Here is an 18399-nt window from a genome sequence, read left to right on the forward strand (position 1 = left end):
ACCTTTGCACCCGGTTTAATTCTGGACTATAAATAATTGGCTATAAATATGAGAAATCCGTTTGACAAACTCCTGAACTGGTATTTTACCAAAAACTCACTACCATATTGGTGTATCCTTTTGATAGACTGCGTGGCCTTGATGTTTTGCGGTTTCCTGACTTTCTGGATATTCCATAATGCAGTACAGACGTTTGAGAATACCCTGCAGATTATTAATACGATGATGATATTCATGGTGTTGAGTGTTATCGGATTTCGTGTGTTCCATACCTATTCAGGCTTTATGCGCTATTCGAGTTTCGTTGACTTGATGCGAGTGGTTTATTGTAATGCCATGAATTTAGGATTGGCCTTGCTGGCTGATTGGGGGCTGGATAATCTACCCGGAAACTGGTTCGCTCATTTTAACACGACCAGCATTTGTCTGATATTCATTATCAACACCCTGTTGATGTGGGCGTTGCGCATATTTGTAAAGACACTGTATGATGTGGCTTTCTCGAACACCCGTTCAAAGCGCATTCTTATTTACGGTGCCTTGTCGGGAGGCGTTGGTCTGGCGAAATATATCAATTCGCAGCGTCCTCGAAGATATATTGTGAAAGGTTTTATCTCGCATAATCAGAAGGCCTGTCACCAAGAGATCATGGGTGAGAAAGTATATCCAGCTGATGCTGATCTGGCTGAGATTATCAAGAAAAATGATATCGAGGCTGTGTTGGTTTGTCCTTATCGTGTGAAGGATTTCCGTAATAACCAGCAGCTCCAGGATGTGATTATCGGTGCTGGCGCCAAAATTCTTATGACGCAGGGAGTTGTTGAGATAGATGCTGAACATAACACCGAAGAACCCCTTGATTTCTCGCATATGCAGTTGCATGAGGTGAGCGTAGAAGAGCTGCTGCCTCGCTCTGAGATTCATGTGGATATGAAATCGGTGGGCGAGTTCCTGGTTGGTCAGCGTGTGCTGGTGACTGGTGCTGCAGGTTCTATCGGATCAGAAATCTGTCGCCAGGTGGCTAAGCTGAATCCTGCAGCCATGTTGCTGATAGACCAGGCTGAGACCCCAGAACACGATATCCGCCTGATGATGCAGAAGGAGTTTCCCCAGATTTCTGCTGAGACTGTGGTGACATCGATATGCAAGGAGAAGCGTATGGAGGAGCTGTTTAAGCGTTTCCGTCCTGACTATGTGTTCCATGCGGCAGCCTATAAGCATGTGCCTATGATGGAGGATAACCCCAGCGAGGCTGTACAGAATAATATCTTCGGCACTAAGGTGATTGCCGATCTGTCAGTAAAATACGGTGTGAAGAAATTCGTGATGGTATCTACCGATAAGGCCGTGAACCCCACGAATGTGATGGGCTGCTCGAAGCGAATCTGCGAGATCTATGTGCAGAGCTTGGACTTGGCTATCAAGACACGCAGAATAGGTTCTTACCTGGAAAAGCTGGGTAATGAGAATAGTTTTATTACCTCAAGCCAGATGGGCGGTCCTACAGCGCGCACGCAGTTTGTGACTACACGCTTTGGTAATGTGCTGGGATCGAACGGAAGTGTTATTCCCCTGTTTCGTGAACAGATTAAGAATGGCGGTCCTGTGACGGTGACTGATGAGCGCATTGTGCGTTTCTTCATGTTGATTCCTGAGGCTTGTAAGCTGGTGCTTGAGGCAGGTACTAAGGGTAATGGCGGTGAGATCTTCGTGTTCGACATGGGACAGCCTGTGAAGATAGCTGACTTGGCGAAACGTATGATCAAGCTCAGTGGTGCCAAGAACGTGGAGGTGAAGTTTACTGGCTTGCGTCCAGGTGAGAAACTCTATGAAGAGGTGCTGAACGAACTGGAGGGCACCAAGCCAACCTTCCATGAGAAGATCCGTATTGCTGAGGTGCGTGAATATGCCTACGATCAGGTTTGTAAGGATATCAACGAACTGATAGAGATATCGCAGCGGTATGATGATATGGCGACAGTTGCTAAGATGAAGCAGATTGTTCCAGAATACAAATCGAATAATTCAATATACGAAAAGTTGGATGTATAAAAGAAAAGCAGGGCTTCAGCTCTGCTTTTCTTTTTTGTTTCTATCTGAAAGAATCAGTCAGTAACTTGATTTCAATTTGGGGAGCGATGCGTTCGTAGAGGATGTTATACACGGCATCGAGGATAGGCATGTTGACATGACAGTGGCGATTGATCTCCTTCATACACTTGGTGCCGAAGTAACCCTCTGCAATCATCTCCATCTCTATCTGGGCACTTTTTACGCTGTAGCCCTTACCAATCATGGTACCAAAGGTGCGGTTACGACTGAAGTTACTATAACCCGTAACCAGCAGGTCGCCTAAGTAAACGCTGTCGTAAGCATTGCGGTCCAAAGGATAGACGGCTGTGAGGAAACGATTCATCTCCTGCACGGCATTGGCCATGAGTACCGACTGGAAGTTATCGCCATATTTCAGACCGCTGCAGATGCCGGCGGCGATGGCATAGACATTCTTCAGAACGGAAGAGTACTCGATACCTACCACATCGGTAGAGGTCTTGGTCTTGATATACTCGCTCGACAATACATCGCAGAAGGCCTGGGCTTTATCACGGTCGGCACAACCTACGGTGAGATAGCTGAGGCGCTCGAGTGCTACCTCCTCGGCATGAGAAGGACCACCGATGCAAGCGAGATTCTCGTAAGGTACATCGTACACCTGATGAAAATACTCGCTACATACGAGGTTTTCATCAGGTACGATGCCTTTAATTGCAGTCAGTATGAATTTGTCGCGTATACGCGTCTTCAACTTCTTGAGATGACTCTTGAGGTAAGGCGAAGGGGTGACAAACACCAGCGTGTCGTACTGCTGAGCAATACGATTCAAATCGCTATCGAAGTGGATTTCATCGATGTTGAAGTGGACACTGGTGAGGTAGGCGGGGTTATGGCCCATACGACGGAAGTCTTCGATACGGTCATCGCGACGCATATACCAACCGATATGATGAGTGTGACTCACCACAATCTTGGCTATAGCTGTAGCCCAGCTGCCACCTCCGATAATTGCTATCTTACCACAGTCGTACATATCTCTTTTCTTTTGCAACGGATAACAGGACTTAAGGATTTTTTGCATTGAGTCCTGTTAGACCTGTAGTCCGCTGCTAAATACTATTCATTAGCTTTAGTAATCCAAGCAGACACTTCATCAACTGAAGGTTTCTGGAGTTCAAGCTTGTACTTTTTGAAGATGTCGCCAATCTTCTGCTGCAGGCCCTGAGGCTTCTCGTCCTTGATGTTGGTAATCAGGTTGAAACCAGCCTTGCGGAGTACAGGAACGATATCCTCGGGAACACCAATCTCGGCCCACTCGGCTACAGATGACTGAGGAATCTTCTTCTCGGGCTTCATCTGTGGGAACAGCATTACCTCGCCAATGGCGAACTTACCGGTGAGCAGCATCACCAGACGGTCGATACCGATACCGATACCGAAGGTAGGTGGCATGCCGTACTGTAGCGCGCGCAGGAAGTCGTGATCGATGATCATCGCCTCGTCGTCGCCCTTATCAGCCAACTTCATCTGCTCGATGAAACGCTCCTCCTGATCGATTGGATCGTTGAGCTCAGAGTAAGCATTTGCCAGCTCCTTACCATTCACCATCAGCTCGAAACGCTCGGTGAGACCGGGCTTGCTGCGGTGCATCTTGGTGAGAGGTGACATCTCAACAGGATAGTCGGTGATGAAGGTAGGCTGGATGAAGGTGCCCTCGCAGAACTCGCCGAAGAGCTCGTCGATGAGCTTACCCTTACCCATGGTCTCGTCAACATCCATGCCCTTAGAGAGGCAGAACTGACGAATCTCGTCCTCGGTCTTGCCATCGCAATCGAAACCAGTCTTCTCCTTGATGGCATCGAGGATAGGCAGGCGACGGAATGGGGCCTTGAATGAGATGATGTTACCATCGATCTCCACCTCAGGCTTGCCGTTAACGGCTGTACAGATCTCCTCGAGCATCTTCTCTGTGAAGGTCATACCCCACAGCAGGTCCTTATAGCTCACGTAGAGCTCCATGCAGGTGAACTCAGGGTTGTGGGTCTTGTCCATACCCTCGTTACGGAAGTTCTTACCCATCTCGTACACGCCCTCGAAACCACCTACAATCAGGCGCTTCAGGTAAAGTTCGGTGGCGATACGCATGTACATGTCCTGATTCAGGGCATTGAAGTGGGTGATGAATGGGCGGGCTGATGCACCACCTGCGATGCTCTGCAGGATTGGGGTGTCAACCTCGGTATAACCAGCGTTGTCGAGAATGCTACGCATGGTGCGGATGATGGTTGCACGCTTCAGGAAGGTGTCCTTCACGCCCTCGTTAACTACCAGGTCGACATAGCGCTGGCGATAACGCAACTCGGGATCATCAAATTTATCGTAGGCCACACCATCCTTATACTTCACGATGGGCAGTGGCTTGAGGCTCTTAGAAAGCAGCGTCAACTCGGCGGCATGTACAGAAATCTCACCAGTCTGGGTGCGGAAAACCTTACCCTTAATACCGATGAAATCTCCAATATCGAGCAAACGCTTGAATACATTATTATAAAGGTCCTTGTTCTCGCCTGGGCAGATATCATCACGGGTGATGTACACCTGGATACGACCCTTTGAGTCCTGAAGCTCGGCAAACGATGCCTTACCCATGACACGACGGCTCATCATACGACCTGCGATGACTACTTCACGCTCTTCGTCATCCTTGAAATTTTCCTTAATTTCTGTGCTGAAAGCATTGGTTGGGAACTCTGCGGCAGGGTAGGGATTGATACCCATAGCGCGCAGTTCCTGAAGGCTCTGACGCCTTCCGATTTCTTGTTCGCTTAACTCTAAAATGTTCATCTTAAATACTCGAATATTTCAATTTTATGGCTGCAAAGTTACGAAAATATCTCGAAAAATGCAAGATTAGGGTAAATATTTGCAAAAAAAGTGAGAAAGATTTGTTCAGTCTCCAAAAAAAGTATATATTTGTGGCTGATAACTGAGAACGCTTAGATGAAACAAGAAACAATCAAGAAACGAGTTATTGGTATAGACATCAGTCTTGAAGCTACCACTTACGCCATTGTTGACGTGAAGGGGGAGGTGGTTGTGATGGACAGTTTCCCGACATTAGATTATCCCGATTTAAACCATTTTGTATCGGCCTTGAGTGAGCACATTCAGGATATGGTGGAGCACAATGGTGGCTTTGAAAGCATACGTTCGGTGGGCATCAGTGCACACAGCGCTAACTTCATGACCGGCTGTATTGAGAATGCACCTAACCTGCCTTGGAAAGGCGTTATTCCCTTAGCTACTTTGCTTAGAGAACGTACTGGCTACGCTGTGGCTGTGGCTAATAATGCAGATGTAAGAGCTCTGGGTGAGCATACCTACGGACTGGCCAGAGGCATGCGCGACTTTGTGGTACTTACCATGGGTAGTGGCATTGGTAGCTGTATGTTCTCGAATGGCATGATTCATCAGGGTAATGGTGGATTTGCCGGTGAGATCGGTCATACGTGTATCGTCAATGGCGGTAGGCGGTGCGGCTGTGGCAACAAGGGGTGCCTGGAGGCTTATGTGGCCCAAAAGGGCATTCTGGCTACTGCTGAGGAGCTGATGGCACAAACGGCGGCACCCTCGTTGATGAGGAATGTGGAGGATCTGACGCCACAGCGGATTACAGCGTGCTGCGAACAGGGCGACGCGCTGGCCATAGAGGTGTATCGCCGAACGGGCGAGTTGCTGGGCATGGGCTTGGCTAACTATGCCTCGATGGTGGACCCTGAGGCTTTCATCTTTACAGGTCGTATCTCGAAAGCGGGTCACTGGTTGCTGGATCCGGCTAAGGAGGTGTTCGACCGCTATGTGTTCCATAACACCTGTGGCAAGACCCAGTTTCTGGTGTCGGATGAGGACAAGGTGGAAAACGACGTGCTGGGCGCCAGTATCCTGGCATGGGAAGTAAGGGAATATTCATTATTTAAATGATATGACAGAGACTATTGATCAAATCAAAACCCGTGTAGTGGGTATAGACATCCGCGTGGACCGTACCACTTTTGCTGTGGTAGATATCAGAGGTGAGATCGTGGCTCAGGATTATTTCCTGACTTCCGACTATACTGATATTAATGAATACGTGGCAGCCCTTTGTGAGCGTGTGGTAGCGCTGGTTGAGGAGAACGGTGGTTACGAAACCATCCGCTCGGTAGGTGTGAGTGCGCCTAGTGCCAGTGCAGTGACAGGTTGCATTGAGAATGCGGCCAATCTGCCTTGGAAGGGTGTGATACCTCTGGGAGCTATGTTGCGCGACCAATTAGGACTGGCTGTGGCAGTGGCCAATGATGCTCATATTACAGCGCTCAGCGAGAAATCGTACGGCAGTGCGCATGGCATGAAAGACTTCGTGGTGATTTCGATCAGTCATGGCGGACTGGGTAGCTGTTTCTTCTCAAACGGTCAGCCGCACTTAGGCTACAATGGTTTTGCTGGTGAACTGGGACATACTTGTGTAGAGTTGAACGGTCGCCAGTGCGGTTGTGGTAACAAGGGCTGTCTGGAGGCTTATTGCTCGGAAAAGGGCTTGATAAAGACTGCCGAAGAGATGATTGCTGCCAGTAAGGAGCCCACACTGCTGAGCGACATGCAGGAGCTGAGCATCAAGAGCATTGCTGACTGTTGTTATAAAGGTGATAAAGTGGCCATCGAGGTATTCCGTAAGACTGGAGAGATATTGGGATTGGGTATGGCCAACTATGCATCAGTGTTGAACCCTGAGGCTATTATCCTGACAGGCGATATGACGCAGGCAGGTAAGTGGCTGTTGAAACCCATGCGTGCCTCGTTCGAGGAGCACGTATTCCACAATATCAAGAATAAGACCCGTATCCTGGTGTCGATTCTGAAGGAAGGTGAGCGTGATGTGCTTGGCGCCAGCGCTCTGGCGTGGGATGTGAAGGAGTATTCGCTGTTTAAGTAGATATGATTAGACCAATCAATGAATATGAAGGATTATCAGATTAAGACTAAAGTTGTGGGTGTCGACATCAGTAATGAGCGAACCACCTATGCCATTGTGGATATCCGAGGCAATATTATTGCAGAGGAGGACTTCCTGACAAGTGACTATCCCGATGTGAACAACTTCGTGACAGTGCTGAGCGATAAGATTGTGAATCTGGTAGAGGCCAACGGTGGCTATGAGACCATCCGCTCTATTGGTGTTAGTTCGCCAAGTGCCAGTTCGGTTTCCGGCTGCATTGAGAATGCTGCCAACCTGCCCTGGAAGGGCATCGTCCCCCTGAGCGCCATGCTGCGCGACAGGATAGGACTGGCTGTGGGCTTGTCGAACGATGCGCATATCTCGGCCCTGGGTGAGTACACTTTCGGCTGTGCGCACGGCATGAAGAACTTTATCATCCTGAGTATGGGGGTTGGATTGGGCAGCTGTTTCTTTTCAGCAGGCGACGACCATACAGGTCATAACGGCTATGCTGGTGAGTTCGGACATACCTGTATAGTTAATAAGAATGGCCGTGCTTGTGGTTGTGGTCATGAAGGTTGTCTGGAGGCCTACGTTGGTGCTGTGGGTATTGTGAAAACAGCCACAGAGTTGATGGCGGAGAGCGATGCCTCATCGCTGATGCGCAACCTTGAGAAACTGACACCACGTACCATCAAGGAATGCTGCGACGAGGGCGATGCGATGGCTATCGAAGTATATCGCAGAACAGGTGAGATGTTAGGATTGGGATTGGCTAATTATGCCTCGCTTGTTGATCCTGAGGCCATCATCCTGACAGGTGGTATCTCGCATGCCGGCAAATGGTTGCTGGAGCCTACTTACGATGCATTCGAAGAGCATGTGTTCGGCAATCTGCGTGGCAAGGTGAAGATCCTGGTGTCGAAACTTGAAGATCGTGAGCGTGATGTGCTTGGTGCCAGTGCCTTGGCGTGGAGCGTACCAGAGTACTCGCTGTTTAAGTAATTGATAATTGAAAATTGACAATTAAGAATTTAGAGTGAATATAGAGAAAATAAAGGAGATAATTAACGCGAAGCCGAATTTAAGTACAGCCCTCGGGATGGAGTTTATTTCCACTCCCGAGGTTGATACTTGTATGGCGAGAATGAAAGTTGATGAGCGGAATCGCCAGCCATTCGGGTTTCTGAGTGGGGGCGCTTCGCTGGCTCTGGCCGAGAATCTGGCTGGGGTGGCATCGTCGGCTCTCTGCCCTGGATGTGCCTGTGTGGGCATCGAGGTGAGTGGGAGCCATGTGAAAGCTGTGGTAGAGGGCGATACAGTGACTGCCTTCGCCACCATGTTGCACAAAGGAAAGACACTGCACGTGTGGAATGTGGCTATCAAGGACACGGCAGGCGAACTGATTTCGAATGTGCGAGTAACTAACTACGTGATAAAACATAAGAAATAATGCAGGCATACGCAATATACAGATTACCCCATGAAGACCACGCTACACTCATCAGACAAACTGAAGGCGACCCCTTGGAGTTGCAGGCGCTGACTGAGTTGAATGGCAGGCAAGGGTTTGTTGTGGCACCTTTCGAAGTGAAGGGTGATCAGCCTGTAGTTCTTATTCAGGGAGAGACGGAGACGGTATCTTTGGACAGTCAGCACGCCAACGGCATCAATGAGCGACAGAGCCACCCCATTACGGATTATTATCGTGTGGACTTTGCCAACTATCATGCGCAGCTGACGAGTGATCAGTTCAGGAAGATTGTGCTGGCACGCTGTGCGGATGAGGATATGCCTGAGGGTGTGACGCCAATGGACCTGTTTTATCGAGCTTGTGAGTTGTACCCACGACTGTTTATCGCCCTGGTGGAGACCCCACAGAGTGGCTGCTGGCTCACGGCAACGCCCGAGATCCTGTTGGATGGTAAGGGACAGGACTGGCGCACCATCGCCTTGGCTGGTACCATGAAACTGGAGGGCGATGAGCTTAATGGCGAGGGCGAGACCCTGACCTGGAGCACCAAGAATATCCAGGAACAGCGCATCGTGGCTACGTATATCACCGAATGTCTGGAGCAGTTTACTGGCGACTTCCGTGAGGAAGGTCCACGCACCGTGCGAGCTGCTAATCTGGTTCACCTGCGGAGTGATTTCACTTTCAAGTTGGCCGATCGGCAGCGTGTAGGCGAGTTGTTGCAGGCCTTGCATCCCACACCAGCCGTGTGTGGACTGCCTAAGCGTGAGGCTTTCCAGTTTATCGTGAAGAACGAACACACCCCACGTCGCTACTACAGCGGCTTTATGGGGCCTCTGAGTGCTGACGAGACACACTTGTATGTGTCGCTGAGATGTATGCATATAGAGGGCGGCACGTGTCATCTCTATGCTGGTGGCGGCTTGCTGAAAGGCAGCACCGAAGAGCAGGAGTGGCAGGAGACCGAAGCGAAGCTGGAAACCATGCGCCGATTATTATAGAACGAAGAAAAATAAAAAACGATATAGTATGTATAGCAGTAAGGAAAATGTAAACATTCTGACCAGTCTTCTGGTTGCTCATGGCGTGAGATACGCCGTCGTATGCCCAGGTAGTCGTAACTCGGCTATTGTGCACAACCTGAACGAGTGTCCTGAGATTGAGTGCTATCCTGTGACTGATGAACGCAGTGCAGGATTCTATGCCTTGGGTATGGCACAAGTGATTCACCGTCCTGTGGCTGTCTGTGTCACCAGTGGTACAGCCTTGCTGAACTTGGCACCAGCAGTGGCTGAGGCTTATTATCAGCACATGCCATTGGTTGTCATCTCTGCCGATCGTCCTGCCCAATGGATTGATCAGTTGGATGGACAGACGCTCCCTCAGGCTGATGCGCTGGGTAGATTCGTGAAGAAGGCAGTGAACCTGCCTGAGGTGGATAACGACGAGATGCACTGGTATTGTAACCGCTTGGTGAACGAGGCTCTGAACGAGACGCGTCATCATGGTTGCGGACCTGTACACATCAACGTGCCAATCTCTGAGCCCCTGTTCGAATATACCGTTGAGGAGCTGCCGCAGGAGCGTATGATCCACCTGCTGACACCACGCTGCAACCAGTCGCTGATCTCTTTGGAGTGTGCTAGTCAGTTTGCGGCTGCCAAGAAGCCGATGGTGGTCATCGGACAGCTGTCGACAGAAGATCTGATTCCGCAGGAGCTGTTCATGCTCTCGCAGTGTGCTGTAGTGGTTCACGAGTCGCTGAGTGTGGGCAAGGGTGGTACCAACTTCGATGAGGTGATTCATGTGCTGGGCGATAATCCTGCCTACCAGCCCGACTTTGTGCTCTACTTAGGTGATACGCTGGTGAGCAAGCGCTTCAAGAAATGGCTGCGCGGCCTGAACGATGTGCATATCTGGGCTGTGACTGAGGATGGCAGCATCCACGATACCTCGATGCAGTTGTATGGTGTCATCGAGGGTAGTCCTGCTGAGGTGATCGAGGACTTGGTGAACGCTATCAAGTTCAAGGCCATCAGCTCTACTGCCACCTTCAAGGCGCGCTGGGATCAGGCCACCCGTCTGGCAGCCTATCGCGCTATGAAGTTCCAGCCTGAGTACTCGCAGATGGCAGCTGTGAAGTATCTGGAGGATAAACTGGGTAAGGCCATCTACCGCTATATCCACTATGGCAACAGCAGTCCTATCCGTCTGGCCAACCTCTTTGCCAAGCACTATGTGTTCTGTAACCGTGGCGTGAATGGTATCGATGGCTCGCTGTCGACAGCTGCTGGCTGCTCGATTGTGACAGGCGATGAGAAGGTGCTGTGCGTGCTTGGCGACCTGAGTTTCTTCTACGACCAGAACGCCCTGTGGAACCAGAACCTGAATGGTAACCTGCGCATTGTTGTGCTGAATAATGGCAAGGGTGGCATCTTTAATCTGCTGAAGGGCTTGGAGAATAGTCCTGTGCGTGATAAGTTTGTGGCTGCAGAGCATCAGACCACTGCCCAGGGCATCTGTAAACAGAACAATGTCCGCTATATGAAGGCCACCAATATGGAGGAGATGCAGCAAGGCATCGACTCGTTACTGAATAAGAAATCTACCCGTCCTGTGCTGTTGGAGATCTTTACCGATGCGGCAGAGGATGAGCGTGTAATAAAAACATATTATCAAATTTTGAAAAATGAGAAACTGGCAAACGATCAGAAACTTTGAGGAGATTTTATTTGAGGAATATAACGGTATTGCGAAGATCACCATCAATCGTGCGCGCTATCGTAACGCTTTTACGCCCAAGACCACTTGGGAGCTGAGTCAGGCGTTCGCTATGTGCCGCGAGATGCAGGACATCAGTGTGGTACTGCTCACAGGTGCTATGAGCGAGGTGCCCGAGGGTAAGACCCTAGCTGATGTGAAGCATGCGTTCTGCAGTGGTGGCGACATGCACGTAAAGGGTCGTGGTGGCTATGTGGATGAAGAGGGCATACCCCGTCTGAGTGTGCTCGATGTGCAGATGCAGATTCGTCGCCTGCCTAAGCCTGTCATTGCGATGGTGAACGGCTATGCCATTGGTGGCGGACACGTGCTGCACCTGGTGTGCGACCTGACCATCGCCTCTGAGAATGCCATCTTTGGTCAGACTGGTCCTAAAGTGGGCTCGTTTGATGCTGGTTTCGGCTCTTCGTACCTGGCTCGTATCGTGGGTCAGAAGAAGGCGCGTGAGATATGGTTCCTGTGTCGTCAGTACTCTGCCAAGGAGGCCGAGGAGATGGGCATGGTGAACAAGGTGGTGCCTATCGAGCGTTTGGAAGACGAGTGTGTGGAGTGGGCTGAGATCATGATGGAGCGTTCGCCATTGGCACTGCGTATGATCAAGGCAGGTCTGAATGCCGAGTTGGATGGTCAGGCTGGTATCCAGGAGTTGGCTGGCGATGCTACCATGCTGTATTATTTCCTTGACGAGGCGCAGGAGGGTGGCAAGGCCTTCCTCGAAAAGCGCAAACCCGACTTCAAGAAATATCCGAAGCTTCCGTAGGAAGAATGTAATAATCAAAAAAGTGTAAGAATTAAATAATTGGAAATGGAGTTCAAAGTGGAGAAGCGTGTGCTTCATTTTAAACAACCCGCGGGGACTTCCCGTGGGGTTTATTTAACGCGCAAGATCTGGCTGGTTCATCTGCATGATGGCGATCAGCAGGGGGTGGGCGAGTGTGCACCATTGCCTGATCTGAGTTGCGATGCGATGGTGGATGAGCGCTACGAGGTGCTGCTGTCGCTCGCTTGCGAACACGTCTGTCAGACTGGCGAGATCGACTATGAGGCCTTGCGCGACTATCCATCGATGCTGTTTGGCATAGAAACGGCTTTCCTCTCGCTGCAAGCCGCGAAGCAGGGACTGGCGGGTGAGACACTCTTCGATACCGCTTTCTCGCGTGGCGAGGTGGGCATCCCCATTAATGGACTGGTGTGGATGGGCAACTACGAGGAGATGCTCCAGCGACTGGAGGAGAAGTTGAAGTTGGGCTTCCGTTGCGTGAAACTGAAGATTGGCGCCATCGACTTCAATAAGGAGTTCGACTTGGTGAAGCGCATCCGTGAGCGTTTCTCGCATCACGAAGTGGAGCTGCGAGTGGATGCCAATGGCGGTTTCTCGTTCGACGAGGCGCTGTATAAGCTCGAACTGCTCTCGCAGTATAACATCCATTCCATTGAGCAGCCTATTCGACAGGGTCAGTGGGCGAATATGGCTGAACTCTGCAGAGAGTCGCCACTGCCTATCGCCCTCGATGAGGAGCTGATAGGTGTGAACGATCCTGAGATGAAACGTCATATGCTGAATATGATCAAACCACGCTATATCATCCTGAAGCCCTCGCTACATGGTGGTATGATGGGATGCTGGGAGTGGATTGACATTGCTCGCGATTTGGGTGTCGGCTCGTGGATCACCTCAGCCCTTGAGAGTAACATCGGCCTGAATGCCATCGCCCAGTTTGCTTCGAGTGTGTATAGCGACCACATCACCATGCCGCAAGGCTTAGGCACTGGTCAGTTGTTCACTGATAATATCGATATGCCACTCGAGATACGTGGCGATCAGCTATGGCGTTCATAGACGAGTGGAATAATGATTCGGCGTACGTGGAGGTGAAGACCTCGGGGAGTACGGGGGAGCCGAAACGGATGCTGGTGGAGAAGCGCAGGATGCTGAATTCTGCGCGGATCACTTGTGACTTCTTAGGATTGAAACCTGGCGATACAGCCCTGCTCTGTATGAGTACCGACTATATAGCAGGCAAGATGATGGTGGTGCGCTCCATCGAGCGTGACCTCCAATTAATCGAAGTGCCTCCCAGTGGCCATCCTTTGAACTTGGAACTTGGAACTTTGAACTTTGCGGCGATGGTGCCCATGCAGGTGTATAATTCGCTGCAGGTGCCTGAGGAGAAGGAGCGATTGATGGCTATCCGCCACTTGATTATAGGTGGTGGCGCCATCGACGAGGCGATGGAGGCCGAACTGCGTACCTTTCCCCATGCCGTGTGGAGCACCTATGGCATGACGGAGACGCTCTCGCACATAGCCTTGCGCCGCATCAGCGGACCAGAGGCCTCAGAGTGGTACATCCCTTTCCCCACCGTAGAGTTGAGTACTACCGATGAGGGCTGTCTGGTGATCGACGCCCCTGAGGTCTGTGCCCAGACACTCATCACGAATGATATCGTGGAACTGCAGCCCGATGGCCGTTTCCGTATCCGTGGGCGCAAGGACAATGTGATCTGTTCTGGTGGCATCAAGATCCAGATGGAGGAGGTGGAGCGTACGCTGAAACCTTACGTGCGCGTACCTTATATAATCAGTAAACGTAAGGACGAGAAGTTTGGCGAGGTGGTGGTCTTGTTGACAGAAGGCTCGACTGACGAGTTGCGCGCTGTCTGCGAACAGCATCTGCCCAAATACCATCAGCCTAAGGTGTATCTGCATATCGACCAGATACCCCTGACTGAGACAGGCAAGCCTGCCCGCAAAAAGATTGAGGACTTAATAGCCGGAAAATAAGAGAACATATAAAAGCTGACAGGTGAAATAGGACTACTCTCGCGAGCAGTCCTATTTCGGAATTAGTTAGTAATATGATTAGGTCTATTAAGTTAAATTGGTTTTGACAATATTTAATTATTATGGATAACATCAGCTAACCTTCTCGATAGAAATCGAAAGCCTCATAGATTTCCTCCTTCGTGGCTGTCTGGTTGATGAGGATATTGCCTACACCGCCTAACAGCGTGAAGTTGATGATGCCTGCGATATTCTTCTTGTCGTGCGTCATGAGCTCCAACAGGGTGGGGTAGTCATCGCACGTGATGTTCATCTTGCCGTAGTGGTCCAGGATGAAACGCACCGTCTGGCGCATCTTGTCCGTTGGGAATCCTGTCTTGACAACGCTCAGGTAGAGCTCCACGATCAGGCCCCAAGCCACCGCATAGCCATGGAGTACGGGTGTATGCTGCAGGGCGAACGACTCGAAGGCGTGACCAGCGGTATGGCCTAAGTTCAGCGCCTTGCGGATGCCTTTCTCTGTGGGGTCCTCGATGACGATGCGCTGCTTGACGGCAACCGAATCGGCCACCATGCGCTTCAGCTGTGCCAGATTGGGCTGCTCAATGTCGAAAGCCAGCAGCTCGCCCAGCATCTGCTCGTTGGAGATGAGGCCGTGCTTCAGCATCTCGGCATAGCCCGACAGCATGTTCTCTGTGTCGAGGGTTTTCAGGAACTCTGTGTCCAGAATCACGCTGCTGGCATTGTTGAACACGCCAATCTCGTTTTTCAGACCAAGGAAGTTGATACCCGTTTTGCCACCCACCGAGGCGTCGACCATCGACAGCAGGGTGGTGGGTATATTGATATAGTTAATGCCGCGCTTGAAGGTTGAGGCTGCAAAACCACCTAAGTCGGTCACCATGCCGCCGCCTATATTTATTAATAAGGTGTGACGTGTGGCGCCGCCCTCGCTCAGTGCCTGCCATACATGGCTCAGCGAGTCGAGGTTCTTATGGGTGTCGGTAGCTTCAATCACAATGCGCTTAGCACCTTTCAGACAGTCGAATGTCTCGACCACAGGCAGGCAGCAGTCAGCCGTTGTCTGGTCGGCCAGGACGAAGGTCACGTCGTGGTCGCACTCAGAGATGGCTTCTGCGAGCGCTCTGTCCAACTGGTCAGATATGATAACTTTTTGTGGGCTCATTTTTTGGTCGCCAAGTTGAAAATTTTAATTTTCATGTGTGCAAAGATAACATTATTTTTTGAAATCTTATCAAAATTCACAAAAAAAGTAGTGTTGGTATTAAACTTTTTTTTTGAACATGCATCAAAGTTTAAAAAAATATTCAAAAAGTGACGATGAGAAGATTATTAGTTTTCATGATGACCGTAACGATGACGGTTCTCTCAGTACATGCGCAACGCATGGTTTCAGGTAAAGTGGTTGAACAGGAAACACAGGACGCAGTTATACAGGCCACTGCCTCTATTCTCTCAGGCGAGAAGGTGGTGGCCAATGCGGTAACCAATACCGATGGTGCTTTCCGTATGACTGCCCCTAACGATGGTACCTATACCTTAAAGATCACGTACGTGGGCTTTAAGACCTACACCAAGAAGTTTACACTGAAGGATGGCAAGGGCTACAATGCCGGCACCATCACCCTGGCTCCTGATGCCATCATGCTGAAGGGCGCTACCGTTACTGCCCGTGCATCGAAGGTTACTCTGAAGGCTGATACCTTTGTATATAATGCTGCTGCCTTCCGTACCCCAGAGGGCTCTGTCGTTGAGGAGTTGGTGAAGCGCCTGCCTGGTGCCGAGGTGAGCGACGATGGTACCATCAAGATGAATGGTAAGGAGGTGAAGAAGATTCTGGTGGATGGTAAGGAGTTCATGGTGGGCGACACCAAGACTGCCCTGAAGAACCTGCCCACCAATATCATCGACCGCATCAAGGCCTACGATCAGAAGAGCGACCTGGCGCGTGTGAGCGGCATCGAGGATGGCGAGGAAGAGACTGTGCTCGACTTCGGCATCAAGCAGGGCATGAACAAGGGCGTGATGGTGAATGCCGATATCGCTGCAGGTACTGAGCATCGCTATGCAGGCCGTGTGTTCGGTGGTGTCATGCAGAACGACATGAAGGTGTTTATGATGACCAATGCAAACAATACCAATGATATGGGATTCCCAGGTGGTGGCGGTGGAGGCCGATGGGGTGGAGGACGCCAAGGCCTTACTGCCAACAAGATGACTGGTGTGAACATGAACTACGAGAAGAAGGACAAGCTGATTCTCGACGGAAGCGTACGCTGGAACCACAGCGATGGCGATGCGTTCTCAAAGCGCACCAGCGAGACCATGTTCAGCGCCACCAACTCGCAGTTCGGCAACAACCGCTCGCAGAACTACTCACGCTCTAACAACTGGGATGCCCGCATGCGTATTGAGTGGACCCCCGACTCGATGACCAACATCATGTTCCGTCCCTCGTTCCGCTACAACTCGAGCGATGGCGACAACAGCAGCCGTGAGGCTTCGTTCAACGACAATCCGTACAACGATTCTAAGATTACCAGTCCGCTCGACCAGTTGGATGCCCTGAAGGATATCCTGAAGAATGATCGTACCCAAAACAGTGTTTCATATAGCGACTCGAAGAATCTGAACGGTATGTTGCAGTTGAACCGTCGACTGAACAACTCTGGTCGTAACATCACCCTGCGCATGGATGCCGGCTGGAGCGACGGTATGAGCAAGTCGGCCTCGAACAGCCTGCTGAACTACTACGAGTTGGGTATCAAGACCGATGCCGAAGTCATCAACCGCTATTCGATTACGCCTACCAAGAACTGGAACTACAGCGCCCGACTGACTTACAGCGAGCCTATCCTGCCTCGCACCTATCTGCAGTTCAGCTACCAGTATCAGTACCGCTATCAGAAGAGCGATCGTGGTACCTATGACTTCAGCGAGATTGATCCTGTGGCAATCTGGAATGGTGGCTATCGCTCATGGGACAGCTATCTGGCGCAGTATGGTAGTCCTAAGTCACTTGAAAAGTTCCGCGATGATGATCAGAGCCGCTATTCAGAGTATCAGAACTACATCCACACAGCCGAGGTGATGCTGCGCATTGTGCGTAATGCCTATACCTTCAATGTGGGTGTGCAGATGGTGCCACAGAAGTCGCACTTCACTCAGGACTACTTAGGTAAGCATACCGATACCACACGCGTGGTGACCAACTTTGCACCTACGATGGACTTCCGCTGGAAGCGCTCGCAGGTAAGCCAGCTGCGCTTCACCTATCGTGCTAACACCAGCCAGCCCTCGATGAGCGACCTGCTGGATTTCGAGGACAACAGCGACCCTCTGAACAAGACCAAGGGTAACCCAGGTCTGAAGCCTTCGTTCACCCAGAACTTCAACTTGTTCTACAACGACTATATCCAGAATCACCAGCGCGCTGTGATGACTTTCGTCAACTTCTCGACCACTGCCAACTCGATTACCAACAAGGTAACGCTGAATAGCGATGGTAGCCGTACGTCAAGACCTGAGAATATCAATGGCAACTGGAATGCCAACGTAGGCTTCATGTTTAATACCGCTATCGACTCAGCCGGCTATTTCAATGTGAACACCTTCACCAATCTGGGTTATCGCCATAACGTAGGATTCGTGAACGATGGTACCAGCGATGCCAAGGCAGTCACCAAGTCGCAGACGCTGATGGAGCGTTTGGCAGCCAGCTATCGTAACGACTGGTTCGAGATTGAGCTCAACGGCTCGGTGAACTACAACCGCAACCGCAGCGAGCTGCAGGCCAGCAATAACCTCGACACCTGGCAGTTCTCGTATGGTGGTATGATTGGCGTGACTGCTCCTTGGGGCACCTCGCTCACAACCAACCTGAATATGCAGAGCCGTCGTGGTTACTACGATACCTCGATGAATACCAACGAGCTGATCTGGAATGCCCAGGTATCGCAGAGCTTCCTCAAGGGCAAGCCCCTCACGCTCTCGCTGCAGCTCTATGATATCCTGCGCCAGCAGTCGACCATTTCGAGCACCGTATCGGCCATGCAGCGTAGCGATACCGAGTACAACGCTGTTACCAGCTATGCCATGCTCCACGTCATCTACCGTCTGAACCTGTTTGGCGGCAAGGCTGGTCGTCAGGGTGGATTCGGCGGCCCTGGTGGTCCTGGTCGTGGTGGATTCGGCGGTGGTCGTCGTGGCGGCTTTGGCGGCGGTCCACGTGGCGGAGGCTTTGGCGGTCCACGCATGTTCTAACTACTATAGAAAGAATTGCTCCAAAAAATATTTTGGGGCAATTTCT

The 18399-nt window shown here is 50.8% G+C and carries 14 protein-coding genes; 11 read left to right on the top strand and 3 right to left on the bottom strand.

Annotation, left to right across the window (positions count from 1 at the left end; translation table 11 throughout):
- Positions 1-48 precede the first annotated feature (48 nt).
- A complete protein-coding gene (locus tag T495_RS0100515; protein WP_033147256.1) occupies positions 49-2052 on the top strand; it encodes a nucleoside-diphosphate sugar epimerase/dehydratase in 2004 nt (667 codons plus the stop codon).
- Positions 2053-2092: 40 nt separating this feature from the next.
- Here T495_RS0100515 and T495_RS0100520 read toward each other — a convergent pair whose 3' ends face one another.
- A complete protein-coding gene (locus tag T495_RS0100520) occupies positions 2093-3088 on the bottom strand; it encodes an NAD(P)H-dependent glycerol-3-phosphate dehydrogenase (RefSeq protein ID WP_028904507.1) in 996 nt (331 codons plus the stop codon).
- An 83-nt stretch (positions 3089-3171) separates the two neighbouring features.
- Positions 3172-4899, bottom strand: a complete 1728-nt coding sequence (gene lysS, locus T495_RS0100525) for a lysine--tRNA ligase (protein ID WP_033147239.1) — start codon at positions 4897-4899, stop codon at positions 3172-3174.
- A gap of 156 nt (positions 4900-5055) precedes the next feature.
- Between lysS and T495_RS0100530 the strand changes: the two genes are divergently transcribed.
- Genes T495_RS0100530 through T495_RS0100570 form a run of 9 tightly spaced genes read left to right on the top strand, consistent with a single transcriptional unit; the run spans position 5056 to position 14069 of the window.
- Positions 5056-6036 (top strand): ROK family protein, encoded by a 981-nt coding sequence (locus T495_RS0100530; RefSeq protein ID WP_028904509.1) that lies wholly within the window; start codon positions 5056-5058, stop codon positions 6034-6036.
- Position 6037: 1 nt separating this feature from the next.
- Positions 6038-7027, top strand: coding sequence for an ROK family protein (locus T495_RS0100535; protein WP_051523183.1), 990 nt, complete (start codon positions 6038-6040; stop codon positions 7025-7027).
- Between the two features lie 24 nt (positions 7028-7051).
- Positions 7052-8035 carry an ROK family protein gene (locus T495_RS0100540; protein ID WP_033147258.1) on the top strand — a complete coding sequence of 328 codons (984 nt, stop codon included), beginning with the start codon at positions 7052-7054 and terminating at the stop codon, positions 8033-8035.
- Positions 8036-8069: 34 nt separating this feature from the next.
- A complete protein-coding gene (locus T495_RS0100545; RefSeq protein ID WP_028904512.1) occupies positions 8070-8483 on the top strand; it encodes a PaaI family thioesterase in 414 nt (137 codons plus the stop codon).
- Entirely contained in the window at positions 8483-9505 is a 1023-nt protein-coding gene (locus T495_RS0100550; protein ID WP_033147240.1) for an isochorismate synthase, read from the top strand. Before T495_RS0100545 ends, T495_RS0100550 begins: the two co-directional genes overlap by 1 nt.
- 28 nt (positions 9506-9533) lie before the next feature.
- Complete coding sequence (menD, locus tag T495_RS0100555) at positions 9534-11225, top strand: 2-succinyl-5-enolpyruvyl-6-hydroxy-3-cyclohexene-1-carboxylic-acid synthase (protein WP_033147241.1); 1692 nt, start codon at positions 9534-9536, stop codon at positions 11223-11225.
- On the top strand, positions 11194-12045 hold the full coding sequence (gene menB, locus T495_RS0100560; protein WP_028904515.1) for a 1,4-dihydroxy-2-naphthoyl-CoA synthase: 852 nt from the start codon (positions 11194-11196) through the stop codon (positions 12043-12045). Before menD ends, menB begins: the two co-directional genes overlap by 32 nt.
- A gap of 45 nt (positions 12046-12090) precedes the next feature.
- A complete protein-coding gene (menC, locus tag T495_RS0100565) occupies positions 12091-13125 on the top strand; it encodes an o-succinylbenzoate synthase (protein WP_033147242.1) in 1035 nt (344 codons plus the stop codon).
- Positions 13113-14069 (top strand): AMP-binding protein, encoded by a 957-nt coding sequence (locus tag T495_RS0100570; protein ID WP_033147243.1) that lies wholly within the window; start codon positions 13113-13115, stop codon positions 14067-14069. The genes menC and T495_RS0100570 overlap by 13 nt, the downstream gene beginning before the upstream one ends.
- Positions 14070-14205: 136 nt before the next feature.
- Here the strand turns inward: T495_RS0100570 and aroB are convergent, their stop codons facing one another.
- The gene (gene aroB, locus T495_RS0100575; protein ID WP_028904518.1) at positions 14206-15255 is read right to left on the bottom strand and encodes a 3-dehydroquinate synthase; all 1050 of its coding nucleotides are present in this window, start codon (positions 15253-15255) and stop codon (positions 14206-14208) included.
- 155 nt (positions 15256-15410) lie between these two features.
- Between aroB and T495_RS0100580 the strand changes: the two genes are divergently transcribed.
- Positions 15411-18353, top strand: coding sequence for a TonB-dependent receptor (locus tag T495_RS0100580; RefSeq protein WP_033147259.1), 2943 nt, complete (start codon positions 15411-15413; stop codon positions 18351-18353).
- Positions 18354-18399 lie beyond the last annotated feature (46 nt).

This window comes from Prevotella sp. P6B1 (assembly GCF_000702825.1).
In the GTDB taxonomy this organism is placed as follows: Bacteria; Bacteroidota; Bacteroidia; order Bacteroidales; family Bacteroidaceae; genus Prevotella.